General features: G+C 44.4%; 15 protein-coding genes and 1 pseudogene. 13 read left to right on the top strand and 3 right to left on the bottom strand.

The genetic code is table 11. From position 1 onward, the window contains the following. Window positions 1–12 precede the first annotated feature (12 nt). The 5 genes from ADU23_RS18130 (at window position 13) to ADU23_RS33655 (ending at window position 3,676) form a co-directional block, all read left to right on the top strand. The gene (locus ADU23_RS18130; RefSeq protein WP_231637466.1) at window positions 13–909 is read left to right on the top strand and encodes a metallophosphoesterase family protein; all 897 of its coding nucleotides are present in this window, start codon (window positions 13–15) and stop codon (window positions 907–909) included. A gap of 130 nt (window positions 910–1,039) precedes the next feature. Continuing rightward, window positions 1,040–2,050 carry a LacI family DNA-binding transcriptional regulator gene (locus ADU23_RS18135; protein WP_053375013.1) on the top strand — a complete coding sequence of 337 codons (1,011 nt, stop codon included), beginning with the start codon at window positions 1,040–1,042 and terminating at the stop codon, window positions 2,048–2,050. 52 nt (window positions 2,051–2,102) lie between these two features. Beyond that, window positions 2,103–3,059 carry a carbohydrate kinase family protein gene (locus ADU23_RS18140; protein WP_053375014.1) on the top strand — a complete coding sequence of 319 codons (957 nt, stop codon included), beginning with the start codon at window positions 2,103–2,105 and terminating at the stop codon, window positions 3,057–3,059. A 4-nt stretch (window positions 3,060–3,063) separates the two neighbouring features. Then, window positions 3,064–3,288, top strand: a complete 225-nt coding sequence (locus ADU23_RS32200) for a hypothetical protein (protein ID WP_157265845.1) — start codon at window positions 3,064–3,066, stop codon at window positions 3,286–3,288. Next, entirely contained in the window at window positions 3,236–3,676 is a 441-nt protein-coding gene (locus ADU23_RS33655) for a glycosyl hydrolase-related protein (protein ID WP_231637664.1), read from the top strand. The genes ADU23_RS32200 and ADU23_RS33655 overlap by 53 nt, the downstream gene beginning before the upstream one ends. A gap of 60 nt (window positions 3,677–3,736) precedes the next feature. Here ADU23_RS33655 and ADU23_RS33955 read toward each other — a convergent pair. Beyond that, window positions 3,737–3,847: pseudogene (locus tag ADU23_RS33955) on the bottom strand (hypothetical protein); the annotation flags it as partial. Window positions 3,848–4,008: 161 nt separating this feature from the next. Between ADU23_RS33955 and ADU23_RS18150 the strand changes: the two are divergent. The 4 genes from ADU23_RS18150 (at window position 4,009) to ADU23_RS18165 (ending at window position 14,374) form a co-directional block, all read left to right on the top strand. Continuing rightward, window positions 4,009–10,896 carry a LamG-like jellyroll fold domain-containing protein gene (locus tag ADU23_RS18150; RefSeq protein ID WP_053375016.1) on the top strand — a complete coding sequence of 2,296 codons (6,888 nt, stop codon included), beginning with the start codon at window positions 4,009–4,011 and terminating at the stop codon, window positions 10,894–10,896. A 246-nt stretch (window positions 10,897–11,142) separates the two neighbouring features. Then, window positions 11,143–12,084: an aldo/keto reductase gene (locus ADU23_RS18155; protein WP_053375017.1), complete on the top strand. Its 942-nt coding sequence runs from the start codon at window positions 11,143–11,145 to the stop codon at window positions 12,082–12,084. Next, window positions 12,081–12,836: a sugar phosphate isomerase/epimerase family protein gene (locus ADU23_RS18160; protein WP_231637468.1), complete on the top strand. Its 756-nt coding sequence runs from the start codon at window positions 12,081–12,083 to the stop codon at window positions 12,834–12,836. The genes ADU23_RS18155 and ADU23_RS18160 overlap by 4 nt, the downstream gene beginning before the upstream one ends. A 305-nt stretch (window positions 12,837–13,141) precedes the next feature. Continuing rightward, entirely contained in the window at window positions 13,142–14,374 is a 1,233-nt protein-coding gene (locus ADU23_RS18165) for a multidrug effflux MFS transporter (RefSeq protein ID WP_053377706.1), read from the top strand. Between the two features lie 547 nt (window positions 14,375–14,921). On the opposite strand, the gene ADU23_RS18170 is transcribed toward ADU23_RS18165, so the two are convergent. Next, entirely contained in the window at window positions 14,922–16,127 is a 1,206-nt protein-coding gene (locus tag ADU23_RS18170) for a response regulator transcription factor (protein ID WP_053375018.1), read from the bottom strand. Further along, on the bottom strand, window positions 16,105–17,919 hold the full coding sequence (locus ADU23_RS18175) for a cache domain-containing sensor histidine kinase (protein WP_053375019.1): 1,815 nt from the start codon (window positions 17,917–17,919) through the stop codon (window positions 16,105–16,107). The genes ADU23_RS18170 and ADU23_RS18175 overlap by 23 nt, the downstream gene beginning before the upstream one ends. A gap of 333 nt (window positions 17,920–18,252) precedes the next feature. On the opposite strand from ADU23_RS18175, the gene ADU23_RS18180 reads away from it, so the two are divergent. The 4 genes from ADU23_RS18180 to ADU23_RS18195 all read left to right on the top strand — a co-directional run bounded on the left by ADU23_RS18180 (window position 18,253) and on the right by ADU23_RS18195 (window position 24,529). Beyond that, window positions 18,253–19,179 (top strand): ABC transporter permease, encoded by a 927-nt coding sequence (locus ADU23_RS18180; RefSeq protein WP_053375020.1) that lies wholly within the window; start codon window positions 18,253–18,255, stop codon window positions 19,177–19,179. Window positions 19,180–19,200: 21 nt separating this feature from the next. Continuing rightward, window positions 19,201–20,064 (top strand): carbohydrate ABC transporter permease, encoded by an 864-nt coding sequence (locus ADU23_RS18185; RefSeq protein WP_053375021.1) that lies wholly within the window; start codon window positions 19,201–19,203, stop codon window positions 20,062–20,064. Between the two features lie 51 nt (window positions 20,065–20,115). Next, the gene (locus tag ADU23_RS18190) at window positions 20,116–21,654 is read left to right on the top strand and encodes an extracellular solute-binding protein (RefSeq protein ID WP_053375022.1); all 1,539 of its coding nucleotides are present in this window, start codon (window positions 20,116–20,118) and stop codon (window positions 21,652–21,654) included. Window positions 21,655–21,799: 145 nt separating this feature from the next. Further along, window positions 21,800–24,529, top strand: a complete 2,730-nt coding sequence (locus ADU23_RS18195; protein WP_053375023.1) for an alpha-mannosidase — start codon at window positions 21,800–21,802, stop codon at window positions 24,527–24,529. Window positions 24,530–24,839: the final 310 nt, after the last annotated feature.

Consider the following 24,839-nt stretch of genomic DNA (forward strand, 5'->3'; position numbering starts at 1 on the left):
GGAGGAGTTAAGGTGGCGCACAACAAATTACGATTCCGATCAGATGGAACCTTTACGATCGTTCAATTTACCGATATGCACATCAAAGATGGAATTGAGCCTGAAAAAGATGTTCAGACATTAGCGCTGATGCAACATATCATTGCGTCGCAAAAGCCGGATTTGATCGTCCTTACCGGTGATGTAATATCTAGCTATGATGTAGAGGATCCTGAAGGAACATTCCGCCGTGCGATTGCTGGCGTAGCCCAGTCAGCTATTCCGTTCGCTGTTATTTATGGCAATCACGACTCAGAGAAAGGCATTACGCGTCAACGATTGAATGAGATTTCAAACGATTATGCGAATAACTTATCAGAGGATGGCCCTGAGGATATACATGGAGTAGGCAATTATGTACTTACCGTTGCAGGTTCTATGAATGAAGAGGATGATGCCGCTGTTCTGTATTTTTTTGATTCGGGAGATTCGGCGCCGGAGTCCGTTGGCGGATACGAATGGATTCATTCGGATCAGGTTCATTGGTACTGCAAGGAATCGAGCCAGCTTGCTCAGAAGAATGGCAGCGTATTGCCGGGGCTCGCATTTTTCCATATTCCAATCCCGGAATATGAGCAAGTCTGGCGGGAAGGCACGAGTGTAGGCAATAAAGGCGAGGAAGTCTGCTGTCCCAAGTTGAATAGCGGCTTATTCACGGCGATGCTGGAGCAGGGAGATGTCATGGGAACCTTCGCTGGACATGATCATGATAATGATTACGTAGGCGTGCTGCATGGGATTCGATTATGCTATGGGCGTGTTACCGGGAACAACACTTATGGGGAGCTGGAGCGGGGAGCAAGAATCATTACCTTATTCGAAGGAAAGCGGGAATTCGATACGTGGATCAAAGTAGCGGAACAGATTTAAGCTTATTAGGCTTAGTTTTCATGGCTGGGTAATGATGTAGAAGGGATTATGAGAAAGTTTGTCGTAGTGGAAGTATTTCTTATATAATCCTAATAGATGAAAGAATATACTTCCTTGAAGGGTGAATAATGTGCAACCAAAAATCAAAGATGTGGCCCGAGTAGCGGGAGTTTCAGTTACAACCGTATCCAGAGTGCTAAATGGCGAAAGGTATGTGAAAGACGATCTCAAAGAAAAGGTCAATCAAGCAATCGATCAATTGGGATACGCTCCGAGTCAAATCGCCAGAAGTTTGGTGCGTAATAAAACGAATCTCATTGGGGTTATTGTGCCGGATCTTACCTCAAGCTTCTATTCGACTATTTTAAGCAGCATCGAAGAAGCGGCTAGCACGAATGATTATAACCTATTGGTGTGCAATATCATCGAGGACATAGATAAAGAACTAAAGTATATAAATGTGTTTCAGGAAATGCGGGTAGAAGGCATCATTATTATGCATGAAAAAATCAATGAGGAAATCACTGCTCTGATTCATAAGATGAATATTCCCGTTATTTTTTCTAGCGTCAAACCGATGGACCAAGATATCACTTCTGTAATCATTGATGACTACAAGGCGGCTTACGATGCTACGAAATATTTGATTGAGCTTGGTCATGAAGAAATAGGGTTTATCGGCGGCGACATGCGCGATATTACATCGGGACAAAACCGTTATAGCGGATACAGAAATGCATTGTCGGATCATTCCATTAAAATCATATACGAAAATATCCGGTTCGGTGATTATAAAGTGAAAAGCGGCTACGAGCAAATGAAAGATATGCTTCGTAATAAAAAGACGCCTACGGCTGTTTTTGCCGTAAGCGATGATATGGCTGTCGGAGCGATGAACTGTATTTGGGATCATAACCTTCGAGTACCGGAGGATATTTCCATTATAGGTTTTGACGGAAGCCAACTGACAGAGCTCGCACGTCCGAGGTTAACCTCGATGGAGCAGCCTATACATGACATGGGTAAAGTGACGATGGCAGCGCTGCTTAAACAAATTAGGAATAAGGAAACAGCAGCCGAGGATATCATTATGGATCATAAGCTAGTTGTCCGTGAAAGCTGTATAAGAAGAGATTCATAGGGAGTAGCGAGTACATCAGTGCATAATGGAAATAGATGGAGATGAGGCACCATTGAAAAATTACGATGTTATCGTGATTGGAGACGCGAATATCGATTTAGTCGTTGAGGGCTGCAATGAGCTGCCGGCACCTGGACAAGAGGTATTCGTTAAAAATATGTCCATCCACATCGGAGGCGGGGCAGCTTTGTTTAGTCTGGCGACAGCCAAGCTAGGCTTAAAGGTTGCCTTTAACGGTGTATTGGGCGACGACGGATTTGGTCAGCTTATAAAGGATCAATTTTCTCAATATGGAATCGATACCAGCTTTATTAAAAAGAGCAGCAGCAATACCGGCATTTCTATTGCTATTAACCCGGAAAATGATCGTTCCTTTATTACATATGCGGGTTCAAACGCCGAGCTTAGCTTGCAGCAGCTAGACATGAACAGTGTTTTATTCGGGCGTCACGTTCATTTAACTTGTTATAAAGGAAGCCGTAATCATGCTGAATTTTTGGAAACAGCAAAAAAACTGAAAGCGCTCAACGTTACGATCTCTATTGATATGGGATGGGATGACACCGGGGAATGGTATCCGGGTGTTTTTGAATTAATGAAGGATATCGACGTATTCTTCATGAACGAAACGGAAGCGCTTCATTACACGGGCTGCGCAACGGTAGAGGAAAGCCTTAGCGTGCTTGCCGATCACAGCGACCATATCGTAATCAAATGGGGTTCGAAGGGTGCTGTGTCATCAGTGGGCGGGCAGCAGACATATCGATCGAGCTTTCCCGTCCAAGTCGTCGACACGACGGGAGCGGGCGATTCTTTTAATGCCGGCTACATTTACGGGTACTTGGCAGGCAAAAATCCAGAAGATTGCTTGATTTATGGAAACGCTTGCGGAGCTATGTCCGTTAGTGAATACGGCGGAAACACAGGGACGACAAACATACAGCTGCTAGAGAAATTTATCGCTGATAGAATTGGCGAAACAAACGTAACGATGGAAACCAAACAATGAAAGTATGAAACGGCAGTTTTTATATGCCAAAAGCTATCTTACGCGGTTGTTTGGATTAAAGGCTGATGATTTGCAAATCGATTTTGAGCCGGTCACTTTCGGTCACTGCCTTAACGTGCCAGAAACGCTGCATCACGCGGGCATCAAATATTATTACTATTGCCGCGGCCATAACAATGATAGGCATCATTTGTATCGCTGGATGGCGCCTTCTGGTCGATTTGGTTGATGCATCGAGTAATCAGCAATTGATCGAACAATCCTCCCATTCTCATCATCCGCTTCAATACCTCTCTGTGACTGCAGGTAATGGAGAGTGGCCGACTACTCGAAGCTTCTTCCAATTGATTGAAGGCACTATTGCGATAGCAGCAATTAAGATGCCGGAGGACAATCAAGCCGGCAAACGGTGGATCGTTCTGGTATATGAAACGGAAGGTGAGACGACCACGTTAAAACTGAATCTATTCCGCAAGGTGAGCAAAGCTTATTTCGTAGATACGCATGAACGTCCAGTTGCTGAAGGGGGGGTTACTATAGAGGATTCCCTGATAGAATTTGAAGTTATGGCGCATGCTGTTGCGAGCATATGTATTGAATTTGAGCATGGGGGCTAACGCTTCCATTACGTATGCCACTAATGGCTCTGATAGGCAAAAGAAGGATGAACAAAATTTTCGCAACGATAACGCCGCTGTATTTGCTCCTGCACCATCGCCACTGCTGATGTTACAAACATCAGCATACTTACTATCCACGTACGATTCGTATTCATCTACTAGAGGCAGCTGCCAACAATCTCACCGAACGACTCAATAGCATATTCACACAAAAGCATCAACTGATTCATGAATGGTAAACGCCATTATATTCATTTATTACCAAAAATAATAAATTTCTCGGAGTTGCATCTGAATTTATTATCTAGATTTATTTAGGAGGTAATATGTTGAGCAAGAGAAATATGAGATGTGTTAGCTTGATTCTGATTGTGAGCTTGTGGGTTAGCTGTATCTATATGGGCATTCCGAATAGGGTTGTTTATGCTGACGAAGGCAGTCAGCCTACGACGGCAGCTGGATTAGTAGGTGAATGGAAATTTGACGAAGTGTCAGCGGGCGGCATGACACCGGACACATTGTTGCGGAACAATGCGACGCTTACCGGCGCTGCATTAGGAAGCGGCAAGGTTGGCAAAGCCTTATTGTTAAATGGTTATGATAATTACGCCACAATTCCGAATCAAAATTTGATAAATACAGGCAGTGATTTTTCCATAAGCCTGCTTGTTAATTTCAATTCGCTCTATACGAATCGAGACGTTGTCATTGTTCAGCAGCAAGGTGAAGGGGGAGAGACGCTGCTGTCGCGTAGACCGGATGGTAGAATACAATCCTCACTTGGTGGAAAAACGACAATCGGAGACACCTTAATTGAACCCAAAAAGTGGTACCATGTTGCCCTTAGCAGAGAGGGGGAGCAGGTTAAGCTTTATGTCAATGGTGCGCTCGAAATGGTAACGGACGATACGTTATTGGTATCGAATAGCGGTGAATTTCGGATTGGAGCCGACCGGGAAGCGGCAGTGACGAATGCATGGCCGGGGTACATGGACGAATTGAAAATTTATAACAAGGCGCTGACGGATGAAGAAATGAAGCAGGTTCCAGGCTTTAGCTGGCCTATCATTTCATTAAAAGGCGCTTCAGAAATGAATTTATCTTTGAACGATACCTATGCGGAGAGCGGAGCAACGGCTTCCGATTTATCGGACACAGATATTACGGGCAGTATTCAAATGACTGGTCAAGTCGATACGAGCAAAGGCGGTATATATAAAGTCAAATATACGGTTTCTAGCCTTGAGGGAGAATCGGTTTCCAAAGTGCGGACGGTAACGGTTATACCACCCAAAACGTTATCTCGCGCCAGCCGGGTATTGATTGAAAAAGGACTGCAAATGCAAACGTGGATGACAACGGACGATACGGGCAGAAAATATGCAACTGCAGATGAGTGGAATGGAAGTCATTTCACTACAGCTACTTATTACGAATTTCCGGGCTACAACGGAACGTTCCATGCAAACGTACCTGCAGCGCAATGGTCATTTGTGAAAGGGTCAGCCGGATTTTGGGGAGCCTTGAAGGGCCCGGAAGAAAAAGATAAGAACGGTTTCCTGACTGAGCCGCAATTAAAAAATTTGAATAATCTTATTACGATATCTTTTGGAGATGAAGAGCTCTACAGTCAGAACATGTTGAAAATATTTACCGATTGGTTCAAATTGAGCCATGACCTTTATCCGAATGTACTTGCACACAGCAACCAACAATCGCGCCAGTGGCAAAGGGATGATTATGAGACATACATTCGTACGGCTGAACCCGATTTGCTCACTTTCGATGATTATTTATTCACGACGACAGGCTCAGACAATAATCATTTTACAACGATTGTAAATAACATCAATGACCAAAGAACGATCGCACTGAAGGGCTATGACGGAACCGGTCAAAGTCCGATCGCTTTCGGGCAATATTTGCTTGGCTTTAAGACAGGGGTAAATTCAGGTGACACCGGTTCATATATGATAACGGAATCCCAAATTTATAGCGTACCGTTTGCTACGCTGACGCTGGGCGGCAAATGGCTCAGCATGTTCCGTTGGGAGTATGACAGCAACTCTTTCTTGTTGTTCGACAAGGATGGCAAGCCAACTGAACAATATCATCAATACGCCGAAATGGCCCGACAAATTAAAAACCTCGGACCTCATCTTGTTCGGTTAAACAGCACGGACGTCTCTTTTGTACCGGGGCAGCATGTTGGTGAAAACGGAAATATATCGAAAAACCTAACGCCTAGGGAAACCCCGGTATTCGATAAGAATACCCAGTTGAAGCACCCCTATCTAAGGAGTGTAGCTGCGAAAAATACTAGCGTGGTCGCAGGCGACACTGGCGGCAAAGACAAGCTTAATGGCGACGTTTTGCTCGGTTTCTTTGAGCCGTTGCCGGATACTGAAGACTTTTTCAAATCGGATGATATGGAATATTTTATGGTGATGAACGGATTAACCTTAGGTAACGGGAAACCGGTAGGGGAGCAGCACGGTAAGGGCACGGAGACCGAACAAACGATTACGGTAAAATTAAATCTAGCTAAATACGATACGGATGCCATTAAGAAGGTAAGTAGGCTTACAGGGCAATTAGAGCCTGTAAATTTGAAGCCGATTGGCGGAAACCTTTATGAACTGGAAGTCGTTCTGAACGGCGGAATTGCCGATTTATTCCAATTGGATAAAACAAAGGTCAATGCAAATTACATTGCTGCGGATTCGATTAGTCTTCCTGCGACATTCGATATGGATGCGGGAGAGTCAAAAGTGATAGACGCTGTCGTATCGCCTTCAAATGCAACAGAGAAAAAGGTGGAGTGGTACTCTTCGAATTCGCAGGTCGCGACAGTAGACAGCGACGGTAAAGTTAATGCTTTAGCTAAAGGCAAAGCAGTAATTACGGCAATTACGGTCGATGGAAACAAGAAGGCAACGGTTGCCGTCACGGTATCTAGTATGACTGTTCCTGTAACTGGAATTACGGTTACCCCATCTGCTGCAAAGCTCTACACGGAAGAGACGATGAAGCTTTCGGCAGTGGTCTTGCCGGACAATGCGACAAACAAAGCATATGAGTGGTTCAGCAGCAACGTGAATGTAGCAACAGTAGATCAAAATGGTTTCCTCATTGCCAAGGCTCCAGGCTCGGTCGATATTACAGCAAAAACATCAGATGGGCTTTTTCAAGCCAAAAGCACGATAACGGTGTTGAATGCGGATAGCGAGGCGTCATTGTCAGAGTTCATCGTCGATGGAGGAAGAAGGAACATTTCGTTTGATAGCGAGATTTTTAATTACACGACAACGATCGATTCAAAGGTAGATACAATTGCGATGAAGCTACGGCTGAAAAACAATGGCACCATTAAAGTAAACGATACATCAGTCAAGAGTGGACAGCTGATTACAGCGAAAATACCGATGGGGAACAGCAAGATCGTCATCGTGACCACAGCGGCGGATGGATCAACAACGAAGACCTATACGCTAACGGTCAAACGGAATAAAAATATTGCGCTTGAAGCTACTGTTGCAAGATCGACGTATTTGGATCATGGGCATGATTACAGCAGCAACGATTACGATGACACCAGCGAGCATTCACCGTTTAAGTACATTGACGGGAATGTTGAAACTTATTTCCAAAGCGCAGCTATTACAGAGCTTAACACAAAGGGAGAGTTTAGTCCGGCACATCGAATTATGCTGCAATGGGACGATGATAATCTTCAAGATTTCAATAAGCTTGTCCTAGTCGTCAATCATGCACAGCAGCAAGGGTTGACTGTCATGGATACGCAGACGTCCGTAGACGGTACCAACTGGGATGAGCTAAATAAAAGCGCCTACAAACCAACTTGGCAAACAGACAGTCCGGACATTTACGAGAAGGTAACGATAGATCTGCCGAACTACAAAGAATATTACGGCAAAGACTACAAAGGGCTAAAGGGCATATATTTACTGCTGTGGGCAGCAAATGTAAATGCGGATCACAAATATGCCATCAGCGAGTTCGAACTGTATAATGAGCAGGATGCGACAGAGCCAGTTGTGCTGACTGTAAGCGAGGAGCCTGAGCATCCAAATGATTCTTTGGTCGCTGACTGGGTATTCTCGGAAGATAATGTGCTGCCTGGAACATCCATCGCAGCGGGCAACTTGGTTATTAAAGATAGAAGCGGTAATAACAATGACCTAAGAATGGCCGAAGCTAGTAATCCGACAGATAAAAGGCTGTCTTTTACTGCAGACGGTGCTCTTGCTTTTGCAAATGCTAAAAAAGAAGGACATTATTTAACTACAGTAAAAGAGGCTCCAATCAATACCGAAACGTTCAAAAATGGCTTTACGATTGAAGCGGAATTTAAGCTTGGCTCAAGTATTAATGATTGGATGGGGATACTGACCCGCCAAGGAAATAACACCTTTGATCCTGGCGAACAGGAGCCGCTGTCTACTCTCTCTATATCAAGTATTCGGGAGGTTCAGTGGGCAAGCACGCAAGGGAACTTGAGCTCGAACGAGCTCCAGTCGAACTGGTCGAACTCGCTTTCCTATATTAAGGCATGGGCGCAGTCAGAGGAATACACGCATGTTGCGGTTGTGAATGATGGCTCGAAGACGCGATTATTCCTCAACGGCGTGGAATCTATTCGCAATCCTCAAACTGACGGAATCATTAATGGGATCGCGGCCGAAGTGGGCAAGGGGTGGAATGTCGGAGCTTATGAATGGGATGGAGCACCTGACAGCCTCTTTTTAGGGAAGATCAAACACATCCGGGTAACGGATAAAGCTTTGGAAAAGAACGATTTTTTTAAAACGGAATTCCATTACACAGTAGACTATGGGACGAACGAAGATCTGCCGATGTTTGCGCCCGATACGTATACGTTTGCGATCATCCCGGATCCACAGTACGTCGTGCAGTCAAAACCGGAAATTCTTGAGAAACAGCTGCAGTTTATTGCAGACAATCATCAAAGCAAGAACATTGCAATGACGGTGAATGTTGGCGACACGACCCAAAGCAGCGCGGCCAAAGAATGGGCTTCCGCCGACAAAGCATTTAAGATTTTGGATAATGCCAAAGTCCCATACATTGTTACGCGGGGTAACCATGATACGAACGGTAACGGTTATATAAACACGATGGGTCCCAAAAGATTTTCCGAGACGGAGCACTTCAAGGGAGCTTCTCCTTCCGGCTTAAGCACTTATTCGATCATAACCGCCGGCAGCTACAAGTATATGTTCCTTGCGGTAGACTCAGTAGGGAACAATTCTAGCAACACGACCGAAAGAAACTGGGCAAAAACGGTGCTTAACGAGAACCCGAAAATCCCAACAGTCATTTTCTCGCATAATATTATGACTATAGACGGCGATGGTCAAGTGAGGGAAGGCGGTCAGGGCAGCTTATTTTGGAGGGATCTTGTCGAAAATTATGATCAAGTATTCATGATGGTCGGCGGACATAACAGCGGTGCTGGTCTGAATGTGAAGAAGAAGGACAATGGGCAAGACGTTTTGCAAGTATTAGCCGATTATCAATCTGATATCGCTGGCGGAAACGGTTGGACTTCTTTCTTTGAATTTGATGAAAAGTCGAAGGAGATTCGTGTTAAGACGTTCTCGCCCTATGTAGACAGCATTCCGGTAGGTGAGCGCTCATACCTTGATACGAAGTTCCTAATTGGTCCCGGGGACAGGTACGACATTCCGTTCGATTTCAGCAGCAGATTTCGTTTTGCGAAAAAAGATATCATAGAGGTAATCAATCCCTCAACAATATCCGTATCAAATGGGACACCATTTAACTCAATTGGTTTACCTTCAACGGTCAAAGCGAAGCTAGTGGACGAGAGAGAGCAGGACGTTTCCGTTGCTTGGCAGCAGGGTGATTACAATGCAACTGTTGCCGGTACGTATACGGTTACAGGCATATTAAAGCTCACGGACGGAATTTCCAACACCACCAGAAAGACGGCAAGTATTAGGATAACAGTAGCATCACCGGGAGTAGTAACTCCAGATGTGCCAATCGGCAACGGCCCAATTAAACCGAGCGTTGATAGTAGAACCGGAGAAGCAAAGGCAGTGGTAGCTGAGCGAGACTGGATTAATGCTCTCCGTACATCTGTTGCTGATGCTAACGGTGTGAAAACCGTTAAATTCGAGGTATCGAAAGCCGATAAAGCAAAAGCGTATGTCGTGGAGCTTCCAAAATCAGCGCTTAATTCTGATCAAGCCATTCAAATGATCGAGGTTACGACTGAATTTGGAACGATAACTGTACCTGCCAATATGCTAAACGGACAGGATCTGTCCGGAGCGAAGACAGTAGCGCTGGTTATTGCCAATGTTGACCAAACATCTCTAGATCCAGCCTTGCAGCAACAGATTGGAGCAAGGCCGGTAATCGAAGTGGATGTTTATATCGATGGAGCTGTGGTTGCTTGGCATAATCCGCAGGCTAGAGTGAAGGTTTCTGTGCCTTATAAGGCGTCTGATGCCGAATTAGCAGATCCGGAGCATATTGTTGCAGGTTATATTAACAGCACAGGCAAAACAATCGTTGTACCTAACAGCAAATATGATTCGGCTACAGGAAGGATTACATTTACGACGACTCATTTCAGCAAGTATGCCGTTATGTTTGTCCATAAGACGTTCGCTGACCTTGAATTCGTGAAATGGGCTAAAAAGCAAATTGAGGTGCTGGCGTCCAGAGGAGTTATCAATGGCATTTCTGTTACCAATTACAGTCCATCAGCTTCAATAACGAGGGCAGACTTTATCGTACTTCTCATGAAGGCGCTTGAATTGACTGCTCCAATCGACACTGGATTTTCCGATGTGAACGCTTCGGCTTATTATTATAATGAAGTGACGATGGCCAAGAAGCTTGGAATTACCAAAGGCAGCGGAGACAATAAGTTTAATCCGCTGCAACAGATTACAAGACAGGATGCGTTCGTTCTTCTGCATAAAGCAATGATGGTTGCGGGTAAGAACCTGAACGCTGGAACCTCAGCAGATCTGGCTCGTTTTATCGACAAAACAGACGTTTCCAATTATGCGGCAGAAAGCTTATCGGTTATGGCCCAAAATGGAATCTTCCAAGGCAACGGGAATTCCATTCATCCGCTAGCGTCATTAACTAGAGCGGAATCGGCGGTAATTCTGTATAACATGATGAGCAAGTAACGAAGATAGAAGCGCCGCTCGGGTTGAACTGGGCGGTTCTTTCTATTCATTATTAGCGTGTTATGAATGATATTGTAAACCAGGATAGAATCCATTATACTGACTTCAATTGCCATATGATAACGATTACAATAAAACGTCTTAGTCCATTTATGGTATCGATACCATATCGGATTTTAGGCAAAGTGTGTGAGCATTTATTCCAAAAGAAAGTATGGGATAACGGCATACTAGAGGAGTGACGATATGAAAACGATGATGATTCAAGGTGTGAACAAGGCGATGTCCCGACTGATCATGGGAACGGGGGATCTCAGAGAATTAGACGAAGCGAAACGGTTGATGCTCGATGCTTACATTGAAGCTGGCGGCAACGTGTTTGATACCGCTCATCAGTACAGGGGAAAAGAGCAAATTCTAGGACAATGGCTGGCTGAGAAGAAGATAAGGGAAAAGGTAGTCATTATGACCAAAGGCGCTCATCATGATGACGGCAGTCCAGGGCCGCGGGTGAACCCTCAAGCCATTCGGAAGGATCTGACAGAGAGCCTGGAGAGGCTGGGTACAGATTATATCGATCTCTATGCTCTTCATAGAGACGATCCGAGCGTAGAGGTAGGGCCGATTATCGAGGAGCTGAACGAGCATCTTGAGAGTAAGCGAATCCGCGCGATCGGCGCTTCGAACTGGTCCTATCAGCGAATTCAGGAAGCAAATGAATACGCGGCGGCACATCAATTAGTAGGTTTTAATTTCAGCAGCACGAACCTGAGTCTTGCCAAGGCAAATGAACCGAGATGGGAGGGCTGTGTTTCGGCTGACGAGGATACCTGCGCTTGGCATAAGCGTAATCAACTAACCCTATTGTCATGGTCTTCTCAGGCAGGCGGTTTTTTCTCGGGCAATTTTTCACCGGACAATCTCTCAGACGCGGAAATGGTAAGAGTATATTACAGCGACGACAACTGGGAGAGATACCGGCGCACAGTGAAGCTGGCGGAGCAGAAGCAGGTATCGCCGATACAAATTTCATTATCTTATGTACTTCATCAATCCTTTCCGACATGTGCGATCATTGGACCGCGCAATCCGGATGAGCTTCACGACTCGGTACTGGCTATGAATCTTCCCTTGACTCCTGCGGAAGTCGAATGGCTAGACTTGAAAAAAGAGGAGATTGCGCAATGATTAAACATCAATTAGCGGCTCAGCTCTATACATTGAGAAACGAAGTGAAACAGGATTTTCCTGCTGTATTAAAACAATTAAGTGAGATGGGCTGGGCGGCTGTTCAGATCGACGGGCTTCATGGATATGAGGCACGAGACATTGCTGCAGTAATGAAGGAAGCCGGCCTAAGGACCGCAGGCATGCATGTCGGACTGGAGCGCATAAAAAATGATTTGGATGCTGTGCTTGAAGAGGCGCGCTTGTTCGATACCAAGGACTTCATTTGTCATTCATTGCCGGACGGCCTGCAAAATCCGGAAGGGTATGCCAGTGTGAAGCGTGACTTGCTTGAAGTCGCAGCCAAAGTTAAGGGAGCGGGGTATCGCGTCGGCTATCATAATCATGATTTTGAATTCCATACATCCATTGATGGTAAATTTGCGCTTGAATACTTGCTTGAAGACCCAGCCATTTACGCGGAAATTGATACTTACTGGGTTCGCAAAGCCGGCCAAGATCCTTTGTCCTTCATCCGAAATTACGCGAATCGTATGCCGATTCTTCATTTGAAGGATATGACTGCGGACAGCAGGCAGACCTTTGCTGAAATCGGCTCCGGAGTCATCGACTTTGCACCGATTCTACAGTGGGGATTGCAAAGCGGCGTTGAGTGGTTTACGGTAGAGCAGGATTACTGCCCGGGAAGTCCGATGGACAGCTTGGCTTTAAGTTTGGATTATTTATTAAATTTGGAGAAGACACTTGGTTAATATCTGCATGAGATGACGAGTATTGCCCTTATAAGATATTTCGGAGACTCAATGGCCACGTCTTTGCAGCGTGGCTTTTTATATTTCTGTGGCTTTGGCATAATCGGATTCATTATTTGCAGGAACGGAAACAAGCTTCCGTTACGCAGACATTCAATACCGATCGTCTCAACACCGATATTGTTTTCTTTCTATTAAAAGGATTAAGTTGCTATTGGGTTTATCTCTATCTTGTTCTATAATGAAGCGAGTTTACATGATTGCGAGGATCCATCACTTTGAATAGTTTAGGAGAAGAACAAATGATGTCTGCAACAAAAAAATATGACCGCCTAAGATTAGTATTGCTGCTAGGTGCTTTTTCAGCGCTTGGCCCACTTACGATTGATATGTATTTACCGTCATTCCCGCAAATTACGGCTGATTTTGGAACCCAGGCTTCTCTTGTTCAGCTTAGTTTGACAGCATGCCTCATTGGCCTAGGGTTGGGTCAAATTATTATGGGCCCCTTAAGTGACGTTCATGGGAGACGCAAGCCCATTATTATTTCACTTATTTTCTATCTGGTTGCTTCGTTTGTCTGTGCGATTTCCCCGAATATTTATTGGTTTATAGCTGCACGCTTTATTCAGGGTTTCGCTGCCTCTGCGGGAATCGTTATTTCCAGAGCAATCGTACGGGATGTATACAGCGGAACAGAATTAACGAAGTTTTTCTCCATGCTCATGCTTGTAAATAATCTGTTTCCTATGATTGCGCCTATGGCCGGCAGCGGCGTGATCTCCTTTACAACGTGGGTAGGTGTGTTTTTCGTACTGAGCATTGTTGGATTACTGCTTGTTATTTTGGCAACGATGAATTTAAAAGAAACCTTGCCAGCCGAGAATCGGGTATCCGGCAACTTCGGAGAGCTGTTAGCCGGCATTAAAGCTCTGATTAAGGATCGGCAGTTTATCGGCTACGCGCTTGCACAAGGCATCATGATCGGGGGCGTATTTGCCTACGTATCGGGGACTCCGTTTGTTTATCAAAATATTTACGGAGCTTCTCCGCAGCTATTCGCCCTTTTGTTCGCATCCAATGGAATAAGCTTAATTATTGGTTCACAGGTCGTTGGGCGGTTCAGCCAATCGTTCTCGGAACGCAAATTTGTTATTCTTGGCTTGCTGCTGTCTTGTACGGCCAGTTTTGCAGCTTTGCTCGTTATTTTATTGCAGGGTCCTTTGCTGGCACTCGTTATTCCGTTGTTCTTCTTTGTGGCGTCAATCGGCATGACGTCAACAGCATCCTTTGTCCTGGCGATGGGTTCGCAAAGTCAAAGGGCAGGAAGCGCATCGGCGCTGCTTGGCTTGCTGCCGTTTGTGATTGGGGCATGTACGTCACCATTAGTCGGGATTGCCGGAGAGTATTCCGCGGTACCGATGGGGATCATCATTTTGACCACTAGCCTGCTTGCTCTTATCGCTTTTTTTGGGCTCGCACAGAAGCCGCAAATTAAGCTTGCTAATAAACATATGGCATCGAAGGCTTCTCAATAAACACGGACATCTGGAGGACAGAGAATCCGTTATTAATGGAAATCAACTAATTATTATGATACTCGCGGACAGAGATTCCGTTATTTACCCATAAAAACACGAAATGGACTCTTTTGATGGATAATAGCGTCTCTACTGTCCGAACACACGATCAAAACGAATAATTCGGACAAATAGCGGAACTTCAGTCCGCACGCATCAGAATATTGTGTTTTAGGATCGAAATCAAGTCATTGCGGCTAATTATTTTACTCAAATTCGCATATCCATTTTGGGATGTCCGAATCTTTGAGCAAAGGGCTGAGATGCTTGTCCGGCGAGGACCTTAAGCGGTATATTCAGACGCCGTGCTCCCATGCTCTCGCTACTTGCGCGTGCGCTGCTGCTATGTGCTCCGCCAAAAAAACTGCCGAAACCCTTGGTAACCAAGGATTTCGGCAGTTTTTTTGATGTAAGTTTCTACAATATCGCGGAGCAAAACAAGCGGTTCATAAAGAAAAAGATAAAATCGAAGCTTGGAATCCATGTTATTTCTTGCACTCAACCATTAAGATGTCTTAGCTTGTCTGCGATATTCAGCTGGCGTAACCCCAGTGATCTCCTTGAAGACTCGTCCAAAGTGGCTGGAGTTAATATACCCGCTTTGAATGGCGATACTAGAGACTCGTTCTTCACTGGTTTGAAGCAGATTTTTGGCGTGATCAATACGCAGATTGGTCACGTAATCCCAGAAGGTTACATGCAATTGATCCTTAAACAGATTGCAGAAATGATATTTGTTGATATCCAAATGGTCGGCTATTTTCTGCAGATTAATGTCTGTCGTATAATAGCGTTTACAAAACTCTACTGCTTTATCGATCAAGACACCTTGATGATCCGTTGTGTTTTTTGTAATCGTAACATCCTGTATAGCAGTAGAATACTGCAAAGCATCCTCATAGGCTTCCGGCAATTGCTGAGGGGGGTATTGGCTCTGGCTGGAACCTACCTTAAAAGGTTTATGGAAATAATTCATCAAGATTCGAATACAGCCTTGAACGAGTTGAGCATCCGTGTCTGCGTCCTTCGACGCATGAATCATAATGATTTCGTTAAGCTTGCGGAAAAAACTGATTCCGTGATAACCGGAATAAAGCAAATGGCTGTTCATTTCCTCCGTAATGCTAATTTTAATGACTTCCTCGATTTCCTCTGCTTTTAAATTTGACCCACCTAGCTGAAAAACACTGACCACGCATTGTTCCCAGCGGTTTTCCGCCATTTCTAAAAATTCATTTAAGTCATTTGAATCCAGTTTCCCAACTAGCAGCTTTTTCAAGGCGTTCTCTTCAAACAGTGGGATGGCTTTGGACAGGATGCTCTTATACCCGTTCTCGGCTTCAATCTCCTTGGTGACACGAAATACTTCCTTGATGAGTTCGCTTTGGATATAGGGCTTAAGCAAATAGCCGGATGCACCGAGCTTAAGCGCTTGGCGTGCATATTCAAATTCACCGTAGGCGGTTAGCAGAATAACTTTGATTGGCAGCTCTGCATCACGTACTTTTTCTAAGAGCTCCAGACCATCCAAGTTCGGCATTCGGATGTCAGAGATGATGAAATCGGGTACCCGGTCCTGGATGATCTCCCAAGCTTTAAGGCCGTTTGTCGCTTCCCCCAATACTTCAATGTTAGGAAAATGGTTTTCTAAAATTTTGCGAAGCGCTTGCGTCGTCAGTGGTTCGTCATCAATTAATAAAGTCGTTAGCATCCCGTACATCTCCCAATGACTTAGTTTTCGGAATAATCAGGGTGATTGTTGTTCCTTGTCCCCATTCACTCTCGATCATTAATTTGGCTTGAGATGAGAACCTCAATGCCATACGATTTGCAATACTCATTAATCCTATTCCGCTATTAGTTGCTGTAGAGCAAAGCTCCTCATTGATTTTGCTTAACCGTTGCTCTGTTATCCCAATCCCGTTATCCTTAACGATTACGCGGATATGATCAGTCTCATTCTGAATAAGGAGGCTGATGATCCATATCCCATCCTTGCTTTCCAAGCCATGATAGATAGAGTTTTCAATAATGGGCTGAAGAATAAACTTGTTAATAGGGTATTCAAGCACACCGTCATCGGTTTGGCAAACGAATTGAAGACGTCCGTCATAACGGATATTCTGTATGCGCAAATAATTTTCTACAGAGCGTATTTCATCTTTCATTTGAACCATTTCGTTCATCTGGTATAACGAATAATGCAGCATTTCTCTAAGGGAATGCGTAACAAGCTCGATATCCTGATTCCTGCCAAGTATGGACAATGACGAAATAGACTGCAGCGTATTATAAAGGAAATGCGGATTCATCTTGGCTTGTAGGGCGCTGTACTCGGCTTCCTTCTGAAGAAGCTGTTGATTAATTGAATTAGCAATGAGCTCCTTCATCCTATCAAGCATATTGTTAACGCCTCGATTAAGGACCATAATTTCCTCGTATTCGGTTTGACGATCGATCCGGATGTCTAACTTGCCCGTGCCGACTTCTTTCATAAAGGCAACCAATTTTAAGATGGGCAGCGTCGTACGAATGGTGATGACGGAAGCAAGGACAATCGTAATGAAGATCATGATAGTCAGAAGAAACAAGGTTGTATCACGAATTACAGACAGTTTCTTGTTGAACTGGGTGAAGGGAAGCATGCTTACGGTTTTCCAGCCTGTCACCGAAGAGGTTGAATAAGCGATAAGCATATTTGTGCCGTTCACCATACGAGTCCAGTGCCCTGAAGTATGTTGAAATAAGCTCTCCATATCCGATTCAGTCAGTATAAGAGAGGGGTCTGATTGGTAAATCACCTGTTTTCCGTCATCTACAACAAAAGATTGGATGCCAAGCTCTGTTTGAATCGATTTAAAAATGTTTTTGAGCTTATTAATGTTGTAATCGAATACAGCGACGCCATATAGATTTGGATTGGACGGATCATAGGCATCCTTAATGTTGGCAGCAATCGTAATTACGTTATTAAGATCGGAAGTACGACTGTAGTTATCATAATAATCAGGCTTATGAGCACCGTAGAATTTGATCTGCAGGGCATATTTCGTGTCCTTAAAATCTTGCCACACTTGTTTCAAAAAAGGTGACTCAATATTAATGGACTGGGCACTGTTGATATATTGCTTGCGATGGTCGTAATTGTAAATAAAGTAACCGCGTATATCGGATTTCTCGGAGAAAATATTATTGAGCAAAATGGAAATTCGCGCACGGTCTTGTTGCGATTCATACACTTCCCCTTCTGTTATAGAGCCTTCAAGAATGGATATTAAATTCTGATCGATAGCGAGAAAGTGAAGGGAGTCCTTGACTTCATTTAAGTAAAGATCAAGACTCTGATTCACTTGGTTTGTGATTAAAGTGGTGCTTTTAATCATCTCTTTTTTCGTAAAGTTAGAGAAGGTTTGATAGCTGATAACGCCGAGAACGCTGAGAGAAACACATATTAACAGGGCGAAATAGAAGATGATACTTGACTTGAATGATTTAAATTTCATGAATTCACCTTCTCGAAATCGATCCTTTTGAGAATTTTTTGCTCGCTGCGCCTCGTATGAAGCTCATTTTTGCTCTGTGGACTTTGCGTTCCTAAGCTTTTCTTCCAACCAGTATAGTGCTTAAAATATTGAAAAACAATATGTCTAGAAATGATCCCAATATTAGAACATTAATGAAATATTAGAACATAAAATTCGTTTTTTATCGTGATTTAAGGCGAAGTAAGCGTTTCCCAAGATTAGAACAGGATCAAAACATTTGACTATTTTCAAATAATTGAACATCACTTAACATGTGGTAAGCGGTTACAACGAGAGAAAGGAGACGTGCAAATGAAAAATAGCAACAGCATTGTAAGGGAGTTGTGGACGAACAGAGCTTATTATCTGATGGCTCTCCCAGGCCTCTTGATCTTATTCGCTTTCACTTATTTGCCTTACCCGGGAATTATTATCGCATTTAAAAACTTTAATCCGGTTAAGGGCATTTTCGGCAGTCCATGGAGCGGGTTTGATAACTTCAAGTTTTTTCTATCCAATGGTGATTTTCTGCGAATAACATTTAATACGTTCTGGATCAATTTCAATCAAATTTTATGGGGAACGATTCTCGCCGTAGTCTTCGCCGTTCTATTGAATGAAATTAAGAGTAACAGCATGAAAAAATGGTTCCAGAGCATCCTGTTTTTACCGTACTTCTTCTCCTTCGTCATTGTCGGAAAATTAGTCTTGTTAATTTTCAAAAATGAAAACGGTCTCGCGAACGAATTGATTGAGATGTTCGATGGGGTGCCGATTGATTGGTATACCTCGCCTCAATATTGGGTGAAAATCATTGCATCGGCAAGTATATGGAAAAATGTCGGGTATTCCGTCATTATTTATCTCGCTGTTATTACTTCCATTGACGAAGAGATGATGGAGGCGGCCTCTCTAGACGGTGCTTCCCGGGTACAAAAGATTCGGTACATTTTGCTGCCAAACCTGGTTCCTACAATTATCATTTTGACACTGTTGTCCATAGGTAGAATTTTCTTCGGGGATTTTGCGCTCATCTATGCAATTGTAGAGAACAATGGGCTTTTGTTTTCAACGACGGATGTGATCGACACCTATATCTACCGTGCTTTAATCAATGGCGGACAGGAATACGGTATGATCACCGCAATTGGAATTTGTCAATCCATCCTTGGCTTCCTTGTAGTCGTAGGCAGCAATTGGCTAGTTAAACGGTATGATAAGAGTTATTCCTTATTTTAAACAGCAAGAGAGGTGACTGCATTGAAGAACAAGTTTGGCTGGCTCGATATTTTCATTTATGTGGTATTTATTATCTTTTCCCTCGTTACCCTGGTCCCATTCATCTTGGCGATAATGGTCTCCATATCGGATGAAAGCTCTATCGTGCTGAATGGATACAAGTTCATCCCTGACTTGTTTTCATTAGCTGCGTATAAGATTGTCTTCCAAGACAATATCGTGGCCAATGCCTATAAAATTACGATCATCGTTACCATTGTAGGCACAATGATCTCGTTAACCTTATCATCGCTGCTTGGCTATATGATGTCCGTGCAAAAAGTAAAATATCGCAACATCATTGCCCTGCTTATCTTTATACCCATTGTATTCAGCGCAGGACTGGTTCCTTGGTACATTGTAGTCACTAATTACCTCCATTTGAAAAATACGATTTGGGCTCTTATTCTTCCGATTGCAATAAATCCGTTTAATATTTTTCTGCTTAGAAATTATTACAAATCGATTTCGCCTGCGCTCTCAGAATCAGCGGAAATCGATGGAGCCGGCCCTTGGTTTATTTTCTATAAGATCATTACTCCGTTGTCTATGCCGATATTAGCCACTATAGGTCTGTTCTCTTCCTTAAGTTATTGGAATGATTTCACGATGTCCCTGTGGCTGATTGATGATCGGAAGCTGTTCTCCGTTCAGTTCTTATTGTATCGGATCAATTCGATGATTGCTTATATGAGTCAGCATTCGAATGTTGCATCCACTCAGCTGCCTTCAGAAACGATCGTCTTCGCGATGTTTTTGATTACAATCGGACCGATCATTCTCGTTTATCCGTACGTGCAGAAATATTTTGTCAAAGGTATCATGGTCGGCTCAATCAAGGGTTGATTCCGAATGAGCGGGCAATATATATAACATTATAAAAAGGGAGCGAATAACATGTTCAAAAGCAAGTTCTTTATGGGAAGCATAATTGCAACTGTTTTAGTATCAACGCTATTAGCAGGCTGCGGCACGTCAAACAATGCGAATACACCTTCTAAAAATGCGGAAGCGCAGGGTGAGACAAGCACTGGAAACACAGCAGCTGGCGAAGAAGTTACATTAAATATTTTATTCCCGGGAGATCCGCCTAAGGATTTGGACGCGGTTAATGCAGCTATTGCGACGAAGCTTAAAGCAGACGGCTTAAATATGAAGCTGAACTATACTTTTGTACCGTGGGAAACGTACACGAACAAACAAAGTCTAGTCGTGGCAGCAGGAGAAAAATATGACTTGACTTGGACGCACATTTCCAATTTATCACAAGGTGTAAGCAAAAATGTGTTAATGCCTCTGGATGACCTTCTCAAAAGCGACGGTCCTGGACTGCTTAAGGATATTTCGGACTTTGTATGGAAAGCAGTTAAGGTTGACGGTAAAACCTATGCCATTCCACGCGTCGTCCCTGTTGCACAAAGCAATGATACCTTCCAAATTCGCGGCGACCTGCGTAAAAAATATGGCTTGCCGGAAATAAAAAGCTCGGCTGATTTCGAGAAGTATCTGGAAGCGGTTAAAACCAACGATCCGACGATCACTCCTCTAGCAGGCGGTGCAGGAGGACTTGTCAGAGAATTAGCGCCTAGTTATTTTGCCAATGGAGATTTTACTGGAAGCTTCTTCTATATTGACGTGAATGAAACACCGCTTAAAGTTAAAAACCTCTTTGCCTCGGAAGCTTATGAGCAGTATGTGAATAAAACAAGAGAATGGTACAAAAAAGGATATCTGCCGAGTGATCCTAATATGTTCAAAGACATAAACGGAGATTTTGCCAAAGGCAGAATGGCTGCGATGCCTTCTAATATCCTGCGTCCCACTGAAATTATTGATGCTCTAAAAACGAATATACCTGATGCTGAGCTTGAATTTGTACAATTTGCATCGGACAAGCCCAAATATATTTTCACTAGCGCAGATAATCTGTTGTCTGTATTATCAACGAGCAAACATCCGAAAGAAGCAGTAGCGTTCGTCAATTGGCTGCACAGCAGCCAGGAGAACTATGATTTATTCTCCTTGGGCGTTAAAGATGTAAACTTCAAGGCTGACGGAAATAGCGCTTCTTATGAGGGGATCTCACCCGATAAACAATATTTCCCGATCAGCTGGGCGTGGACAGACTTAAGGTATAACAAATTCAGTAAATACATTACGCCAGAGCAGCTTGATGTCATTAAAACCTGGGATGACGGTGCCGTACAAACACCACTTATTGGTTTCTCTATTAACACGGAGCCAGTAAAAGCAGAATTGGCGAAGGTCTCGGCGATTGCATCTGAGTATTCAACACAAGGTCCGCTTATGAATGGGGTCGTAGATTTTGCGGCTGTAAAAGATAAATTTCTAAGCCGGTTAAATGATGCGGGAATCGATAAGGTGCTTGCAGAATACCAGAAGCAATTAGATGCTTTCTTGGCGCAACAGAAGTAACGGCATGAGCTAATTAAATAAGCGACTAAGGCCAATCGATTCGAATCGGTTGGCCTTACTTGCACCAACATCAATGGGGCTGACACTCAACGAATTCCGCATTAGCGAACATACAAGATGATTTAACATTGAGAGGAGTTAAACGATGAGCACAAAGAGAACAGCGCATATCATTTCACACACACACTGGGATAGGGAATGGTATTTGCCCTATGAAAAGCATCATGTTCGCCTCGTAAAGCTCGTGGACACGCTGCTGGATAAACTGGATCAGGATCAGAATTATCGCAGCTTCTTTTTAGACGGACAAACGATCATTCTGGAGGACTATCTTCAAGTCAGGCCTGATCAAAAGGACCGATTGGCTAAATTTATTCAAGACGGCCGTATTTTGATCGGTCCTTGGTATATCCTGCAGGATGCATTTTTGACCAGCGGCGAGGCCAACGTGAGAAATATGCAGATCGGGCACCAAGATGCGAAGAAATATGGCACTGTGTCGAAGATCGGCTATTTTCCCGATACGTTCGGTCTGGTAGGTCAAACGCCGCAATTGATGAAGCAGTCCGGGATTACGAATGTACTGTTTGGCAGAGGCGTTAAGCCGACGGGCTTTAACAATACCGTTTCGGATGGCGATTACGAATCTTCCTTTTCGGAGCTGATCTGGGAAGGGCCTGACGGTTCCCAGGTACTCGGCATACTTTTTGCCAACTGGTATAATAATGGAACTGAAATTCCTGTTGACCGCGAAGAAGCGAAGGCTTACTGGGAGAAGAAGCTGGCGGATGCTGAGAAATACGCATCGATGGGCGAACTGCTCTTAATGAATGGCTGCGACCACCAGCCGATTCAACTCGATTTGCCCGAAGCGATTCAAGTCGCGCGCGAGCTCTATCCGGATACAACCTTTATTCATTCAAATTTTATAGATTACTTGCAGGCTGTACGGCATGCCTTGAATCATGAGCTTTCTATTGTAAAAGGCGAGCTTCGCAGCCAACGTACAGACGGCTGGAATACACTCGTGAACACCGCTTCCGCCCGCGTATATCTGAAGCAAATGAATCAGTTGGGGCAAGCGATGCTGGAAAAAGTAGCCGAGCCTCTGGCCGCTTTGGCTCACATCCTTGAAGCCGAGGAGAAATACCCGCATCATCTGTTCACGTATGCTTGGAAAACGCTGATGCAAAACCATCCGCATGACAGCATTTGCGGCTGTTCGATTGATGAAGTGCACCGTGAAATGGTAACGCGCTTCGATAAAAGCCGACATGTGGCGGAAGCGATCGTTGATGAGAGCAAACGAGCCATTGCAGAAGTTGTGGATACGTCGAGCTTCGCCAGAATGGGAGATAACGCCCTGCCCGTCATTGTTATGAATACATCCGGTTGGGAGCGAACCGGTGTGGTAAGTATAGAGCTAGATGCATTGCGGTCGTATTATCATGACGGATACACGCAGGAGGATGCCATCGATATTGTGAAGTCGGCGGATCTTTCAGGCATGATGCTCATGGATGAAAACGGGATTGCCATTCCATGCACATCCGAAGATCTCGGATTGCAATTTGGTTATGACCTGCCGGAGGATAAGTTCCGCCAGCCGTATATGTGCCGCAAGTTGAAGCTTACTTTTGAAGCGAAAAATGTTCCTGCATTGGGGCTGAAGGCGTATGCTTGGGTTAAATGCGAAGCTGAGGTTCCTGCTTCCTCGATGCTGGTCGGAGACCGCATATTGGAAAATGATTCGCTAAGGATTGAAATCGCCGATAACGGTTCATTCAGCTTGACAGACAAGGTGAACGGCCGAATCTACCGGGATCTAGGCATATATGAAAATACAGGGGATATCGGTAACGAATATATCTATAAACAGCCAGATGGCGAAACGCCGCGAACCACCTATGGGGTGGCGGCACAAATTCGGGTGTTACAGGATCACCCCTACCAGGCTTCCATTGAGATTGTGCACGACTGGGAAATTCCTGCGTCTGCTGACGAAGTGCTCGAAGAAGAGCAGCGCGCTTTGATTCCTTTTCAACGCCGTAAAGCACAGCGTTCGGAGCGCATGGTACCGATGAGGCTTCGTACGGTTGTTAGTCTGAGCAATAGCGGTAAAGGGGTGGAGATCTCTGCTTCCTTTAACAATCAAGCCAAAGACCATCGTTTGCGGATGCTGTTCCCAACCGATCTGGACACGCAAGTTCATCGCGTCGATACGATGTTTGAAATCCCCCAGCGGGACATTTCACCGGCAGCCACATGGGAAAATCCAAGCAATGCACAGCATCAGCAGGCATTCGTTGACATCAATGAGGCAGAAGCAGGCCTTGTTGTGGCTAACTTAGGCTTGAATGAATACGAAATTCTGCGCGATGGTCGCCATACAATTGCAGTGACGCTGCTTCGAGCGGTTGGCGAGCTTGGTGACTGGGGCTTATTCCCGACACCTGAGGCACAATGTCAGGGCGAGCATACCGTCCGTATGTGCATCATTCCGCATAACGGGGATGGTGTACAGTCTGGCGCCTATGCGGAAGCCTACCAGTTCCAAATTCCGTGGACGTTATGCCAAACAGACATCCACCAAGGAAGCATTGCGCCTACGTTTGCGCCATTCCAGTGGGAAGGCAATAAGATGGCCTTTTCCTCGATGAAAATAAATGAAGGTACTGACGATCTGCTGCTGCGTTGGTACAACATGGACTTCCAAAAGGCTGAATTGAAACTTAGCTCTAACCTTCCATACTATTATTTCTACAAAAGCTCCATCATGGAAGATAATGGGCAACCTATTGAAACTGACATGGACGGTCAAATCTCTCTTCCGATTGGAGCTTGCGAAATTGTGACGATCGGGATTAATCGTTAATTTTGCTCACATCCGCACGTATTTACGAGAATACAATATTGCGTTAAATGGAGAAAAGCTTGTCGTGAAAGTCGTTAAGGCGGTTGGCTATAAGCCGATGTTAAGCTAGATCAAGATCGAAAGGTGATGTCTGGCCTGTGCATCTAGACGTTCCATTGGAGCTGATGGTCACAGGTCTGGCTAGCTGCCTAAGGTTTAGTTGAAGTTCCTAAATGACATCGGGTCGTGTCCACAACGCCTACACAAGATGAACATGAACGGATGTCATTTATGAATCGGATGGACAAGCAGCAATGAAATAGCCTCGTTG

It is taken from the genome of Paenibacillus sp. FJAT-27812, assembly GCF_001273905.1.
In the GTDB taxonomy this organism is placed as follows: Bacteria; Bacillota; Bacilli; order Paenibacillales; family Paenibacillaceae; genus Pristimantibacillus.